Source organism: Pseudomonas sp. P5_A12 (genome assembly GCF_056400685.1).
This window is the reverse complement of record NZ_JBFUKU010000322.1, coordinates 1-5,752: the sequence shown is the minus strand read 5'-3', so window position 1 is coordinate 5,752 and position 5,752 is coordinate 1. Positions and strand designations below refer to the sequence as shown.

General features: G+C 58.8%; 7 protein-coding genes. 2 read left to right on the top strand and 5 right to left on the bottom strand.

The features are described from left to right. Positions 1 to 285: 285 nt before the first annotated feature. A complete protein-coding gene (locus AC1DSG_RS26670) occupies positions 286 to 579 on the bottom strand; it encodes a putative quinol monooxygenase (RefSeq protein ID WP_477793561.1) in 294 nt (97 codons plus the stop codon). 123 nt (positions 580 to 702) lie between these two features. Next, complete coding sequence (gene pdxR, locus AC1DSG_RS26665) at positions 703 to 2,136, bottom strand: MocR-like pyridoxine biosynthesis transcription factor PdxR (RefSeq protein WP_477793560.1); 1,434 nt, start codon at positions 2,134 to 2,136, stop codon at positions 703 to 705. Positions 2,137 to 2,341: 205 nt separating this feature from the next. On the opposite strand from pdxR, the gene AC1DSG_RS26660 reads away from it, so the two are divergent. Together AC1DSG_RS26660 and AC1DSG_RS26655 are read left to right on the top strand one after the other, a co-directional pair. Beyond that, entirely contained in the window at positions 2,342 to 2,782 is a 441-nt protein-coding gene (locus AC1DSG_RS26660) for a carboxymuconolactone decarboxylase family protein (RefSeq protein WP_477793559.1), read from the top strand. A gap of 87 nt (positions 2,783 to 2,869) precedes the next feature. After that, complete coding sequence (locus AC1DSG_RS26655) at positions 2,870 to 3,790, top strand: LysR family transcriptional regulator (protein ID WP_477793558.1); 921 nt, start codon at positions 2,870 to 2,872, stop codon at positions 3,788 to 3,790. A gap of 134 nt (positions 3,791 to 3,924) precedes the next feature. Here the strand turns inward: AC1DSG_RS26655 and AC1DSG_RS26650 are convergent, their stop codons facing one another. From AC1DSG_RS26650 to AC1DSG_RS26640, 3 genes are all read right to left on the bottom strand, one after another. Then, complete coding sequence (locus AC1DSG_RS26650; RefSeq protein WP_477793557.1) at positions 3,925 to 4,617, bottom strand: aspartate/glutamate racemase family protein; 693 nt, start codon at positions 4,615 to 4,617, stop codon at positions 3,925 to 3,927. A gap of 100 nt (positions 4,618 to 4,717) precedes the next feature. Next, positions 4,718 to 5,434, bottom strand: a complete 717-nt coding sequence (locus AC1DSG_RS26645; protein ID WP_477793556.1) for a halovibrin HvnC — start codon at positions 5,432 to 5,434, stop codon at positions 4,718 to 4,720. Between the two features lie 108 nt (positions 5,435 to 5,542). Beyond that, the coding region (locus tag AC1DSG_RS26640) for an integrase core domain-containing protein (RefSeq protein ID WP_477793555.1) at positions 5,543 to 5,752 on the bottom strand (210 nt) is incomplete at its 5' end.

Below are 5,752 nucleotides of genomic sequence, written 5' to 3'. Positions count from 1 at the left end.
ACCGTCTTGAACCTCACCGGGCAATCGCGTTTTGTCAGGCAAATCCCAGACGCAGCCTCGCGTTGCTCGTCAGCTGCTACGGGGAGGGTAGTGATTCAGAGCTGGTTGAGGGGATTTGTAGCAGCTGTCGAGCAACGCGAGGCTGCRTTCGGCGACGGAGTCGTCGTAAACCCTGAAAACGYGGTTGTCCTGACGCGCCGCGGGGCAGCCGGACGCAGCCTCGCGCAGCTCGGCAGCTGCTACAGGACGGATGTGGTCTTGCGGGTTCAGTAACTACAGGGCGTATCAGCGAATAGGGAAGCTGTTGAAATCCACAGCATTCGCCAAATGATTGTCGATCAGGCCAATAAAACCCTGGACCTCAGGGCAATTGAAATGCTGCTGCATGGCCGCTTCCGATTGCCAGTGGGCGCTGACGGTCCAGCGGTTGGTGTCCTCGGGGCAGCGGTCGACCATATAGGAATCGCAGCCCGGTAGTTCGCGCAGGGTTTCGACAATCTTTTGCAGTTGCTTACCCAGTTCATCCGAGCGGCCGGCGGCAGCCTGCACCTGTACGGTATTAATCACTTCGTTGGACATTGTTCTCACTCCTGAATCAGGCCGGACGAATCCTGCTCATTGAGGGATAACGCTTAGGCAGGATAGGCCTGCTTCCCCGGACCGCCAATAGCCAAACGCCCGGTAAAGCCGCAGACCAATCCGTCAGGCTACCTGCTGCAGAATGTCGCGCAAACGGTCCAGAGCGGTGTCGATGTCCAGGGTGTCAATGGCGCCAAAACCCAGCAACAGCCCAGCCTGCGGTGTTTGCTGAAAGTAAAAGGGCTCGATGGAATAGAGCCCGACTTCGACCTTTTTCGCCAATTCGATCACCAATGGGAGATCAAGAGGCACTTTGCACATCACCACCACGTGGAACCCGGCCGTGGTGGGCACCGGCTCGAACCATGGCGACAGGTCGCCCGACATGCGTGCCAGAATCCGCTCGCGACGCCCGGCATAGATCGTATGGCAGCGGCGGATGTGCTTGAGCAGGCAGCCTTCGGCAATGAATTTAGCCAGCGCCCACTGCGGCAGTGTGGAGGTGTGCAGGTCGGTGAGTTGCTTGGCACGAATCACCGCTTCGAGAATCGCCGGGGGCAAAATTGCGTAGCCCAGGCGCAACTCCGGCAGCAAGGTTTTCGAGAACGTCCCGACGTAAGCGACGATCCCGCGCTCATCCATGCTTTGTAGCGAATCGGCAGGGCGGCCCTCGTAGCGAAATTCGCTGTCGTAATCGTCTTCGATGATGATCGCGCCCAATTCATAAGCGCGTTCCAGTAGCGCCACCCGGCGTTCCTGGCTCATCGGCAGGCCGAGCGGGAACTGATGGGACGGTGTGACGTAAATCAGCCGCGTGCCGAGGGGGATTTGGTCCACCTGAATGCCTTCGGCACCCACCGGTACACCGATCACCGTGGCGCCGTGGGAGCCAAACAACAGGCGCGCCGGCGGGTAGCCGGGGTCTTCCATAGCGACAATGCTACCGGGGCGGGTCATCACCCGGGAAATCAGGTCCAGCGCCTGCTGCGCGCCATTGCACACCACCACGTCTTCGTCCTGGCAATTGACCCCGCGCGAAAACGCGATGTGCCGGGCGATGGCATTGCGCAGCGCCGGCAGGCCTTCGGGCAGGCTGTAGAGGCCTTTGGAGCCGTTCATCTGGCGCAAGGCGTGGGACGTGCAGCGACGCCAGTCATCCTGCGGGAATTGGCCCTTGCTGACGGCGCCGCCAATGAAGTCATAGCGCAACGACCCTTCCAGTGTCGGATGACGCAGGAACACCGGCAGATTGCGCCAGGATTCGATGACCTCAAAACTCGCCAGCTCGGAATGGCTTTGTTTACGGGTGATTTTTGATGGCCGGGCATTCACGTAGGTGCCTTTGCCGATCACACCGGTGAGGAAGTTTTCGTAGGTCAGTTGCGAGTACGTGTCGGAAATGGTCTTGCGCGAAATCCCCAGCTGTTCGGCCAGCAAGCGGCTGGGTGGCAACTGTGTCCCGGCGGCCAGGCGTCCGGATTCGATGGCGCTGCGCAGTTGGTTGTACAACTGGCCTGCCAGGTCCTTGCGGCCGTTGATGACAACATGAAGTTCCATACCGGCGAGGCTCCTGCAGCGGTTTAGGCGCATGTGCGTCGTGCCAGATTACCCGCAAGAGTAGCTGTACAGAAGTTGCGCGGGCCAAATACCCCGGATTGGTCTGTTGCCGAATGGTCCCAGGCTTTTTCGTTGAATTGGCCCTGTAACGTGCGTGCATCACCGCCTAACGTGGAGGTCACTAACCGATCCCTGAGGTCGCGCCATGAGTTCCCGCCTGGATTACTACAGCGCTTCGCCCAAAGCGATGAAAGCGATGATTGCCATGGAAGCCTTGACCAGCAACCTCAGTATCGAACCCGCGTTGCTGCACCTGATCAAGATCCGCGCCTCGCAGCTCAACGGCTGCGCCTTTTGCACCGATATGCATTCGGTGGACGCACGGCGCCTCGGTGAGACCGACCGGCGCCTGTACTCGATCGTCGTGTGGCGCGACAGCGGCTTTTTCAACCCGCGCGAGCGCGCTGCGCTGGCCTGGACAGAAGCGGTGACGCTGCTCTGCGAAAGCCACGTGCCGGATGACGTTTACGCAGGGGCTCGCGAGCAATTCAGCGAAACGGAGTTGGTTGATTTGACGATTGCCGTGACCACCATCAACAGCTGGAATCGCCTGGCGGTGAGTTTTCGGCAACCCCCTGGCGGCTGAATCGATTATCCGTGCCGGGTGTCACATCAGGTTCATAAACGCTGCGCAGGATGAGGTTTTCAAGGATAGATCGACAAGGAGTCATTGATGTCACTCACGCAATCCACTTGCRCTGCCGGTATCGATCCGGTGCTGGCGCAGTCCTTTCGGGTGAGCGCCCGTTGCGGGAGCTTCATGCAAGCCGCTCGCAGCCTCAATATCAAATCCACGCAGTTACGCAAACACCTGGCGCAGCTTGAGGCGCAATTGCAATGTTCGCTGTTCAATCATCAGGACAATGGCCTGGCCCTGAGTCGTGAAGGGTTGGCGCTTCAGGCGCAACTGATCGCTTTGGCCCATGAGCGCGATGCGCCAGTGATTGAGCAGCCGCTGATTCGCCTGGCGGTGGCCGAGTCGATCCTGCACGACATTCTCGGCCGTGACCTGATCGCGTTGTTGCGCCGCAATRCCAGCGTGCGGCTGGAAATCATTACTCTCGACAGTGAACTGAGCCTGCAAGCGATCAGCGCCGATGTGGTGCTGTGGCTGGCCGGCACTGATTCGTCGCTGCCGGGCCCGAGTTTTGCGGTGAGCGAACCGCAGCGTCTGGCTCGTCTGGAGTACCTGCCGCACATTGCCAAGCGCTACTCGCGGGTCGCCGCACGGCCGGACAATCTCGACGACCTGTCCGACTTCATGCTGGTGCAATGGCAGCATGACCGCCAGGTCGAGAGTTTTCGGTCGTGGAATAACGTGGTGGATCAACGTTTGGCCGGCGTGGTGCAATTGCATTCGTATGCGCTGATGTTGGAGATGATCCGTTGCAGCGCCTGCATAGGGTTGTTACCTCGTTACATGAGCCAGTTCGACCGCGGGCTGATTGCATTGCCCGGCCTGTTCGACCAGCCGATGCAGCGCCAGGTATGGATGGCGGTGAATGCCGAGTCCCAAGGGCAGGCCAATGTGCAGATGATCGTCGAGTTGATCCATAACACCTTCAATGAACGCCGGGATTGGTTCGAAGGCTGAAAGCGGACAAACTGAAGGAGTGAGACCGGCTTGCCGGCGATAGCGGTGTATCAGTCGACATCGATTTTGACTGTTAGTCCGCCATCGCCGGCAAGCCGGTCTCACTCCTGCATGGGTTCTCGGCATGCTGTGACTCAGTCGCCCAATGCGAACGCCACCGCTGCCTGCGCATGCAGTTCGGTGGTGTCGAGCAAGGGCAGGGCGCTGTGCTCGGGTTTGATCAGCAGGCCGATTTCCGTGCAGCCGAGGATGATCGCCTGGGCGCCTCGCTGGGTCAGCGACTCGATCACCTGCTGATAGACCTTGCGTGATGCCTCGCTGATCACCCCGACACACAACTCGTCGTAGATGATCCGGTGCACCGCCTGGCGTTCCTCGGCTTCAGGCACCAGCACGGTCAAACCCATCGCGCTCAGACGATCCTTGAGAAAGTCCTGTTCCATGGTGAACGCGGTTCCGAGCAAACCGACCTTCAACGCATTGGTATCCACGGCTGCCTGACCGGTCGGGTCGGCGATATGCAGGAACGGAGTCGTGATTGCGGCCTGAATCTGCCCGGCCACCTTGTGCATGGTGTTGGTACACAGCACCACACACTCGGCGCCGCCAGCTTCAAGCCGCCGGGCCGCATCCACCAGAATCGCCRCCGCATCGTCCCAGCGGCCGGCATGCTGGGCCTGTTCGACAGGCCCGAAGTCGACGCTGAACATGAGCAACTGCGCCGAACGCAACGGCCCGAGTCGGTCGCGAACCTGCTGGTTGATGAGGCGATAGTACTCGGCGCTGGACTCCCAGCTCATGCCGCCAATGAGGCCGATGGTGCGCATTGAACACTCCCTTTGTTATCACCTGTATTGACGTTTCAGGCGGGCAGGAGAGTTTCGAATTCTTTCGCCAAGCGTGCCAGTGATAAATGCACTGGGTCGTTCATTGAGTCACTGCCTGATCCGCTACGGCATATTGAAAGGTGGCGGTCCCCGTGGGGCTATTCGCGGGGGTCAGGCGGATAATGGGGACCACAATTTTGGGGTTGGTCGAGTTGTAGAAATCCCGTTGGTTGTATTGCGCGTCGGCGAGTGGTTTCGGGTCTGTACCGCCGTAAACGTAAAAGAACGCCATGATCGGAAGCGTATTGGGGCGACCGGGTGTCCAGGTCTTGATAATGACTTCGTTATGCCCGTTGAACCCTGTAGTACCCAAAAGGGTTTTTGCACGAAGGGATTGGTAAAATGCCGGTCCTGCCAGATAGTTGCGATCATCGGTAATGTCGAAACCGCATTGGCGCAGATTTGGATTGCCGCCTGGTGTATTCCACACCGCCAGCCATTGTTCTGCCGTGGTCACGCCTGCACCTTGGCAAAGTTGACTCTGAACAGGATAGTCACGATGGGGAACGCAGACGGAGGTTTCACTTCGGTGCCATGTCCATCCATCCATGGGGTAAGAACACAGATAGTCCAGATCTGTTTTGTCAGTCGGTGCCTCGAATATGGGGTACAGGATATAACCGTTGCCATAACCCCATGCCAATCTTCCGAAATTCGCATCTGCCCGTAGAAATGAAGCGGAAACACCGCCGCTTTTAATGGATGTAGGGCTTGGGTCCCAGACTTTATAGGTGTTGCCGGGGTCTTTTACCGTCACTCTCAATGTGACCCCTGAACACAGGAAAGCAGGTTGAGAGTTGGAGTTGTTGCAGTTCGCGACTGTCCTGCTGGACTTGCCCCTACAAAACCGGACACCAACTCCCCGTTAAATGGATGCCACTGCCAAGCGCCTGAATTCTCTCGGTGAGCGATAGTTCAAAGCGCTGTGCGGATGCTGCTCGTTGTAATGCTCAAAGGCAATTGCCAGGTTACGCAGCGCCGTTTCTCGATCCGGCTTGGGCATGTGCGCCACATAATCCCGCTTGATCGTCTTCACGAAGCTCTCGGCCATGCCGTTGCTCTGCGGGCTGCGCAC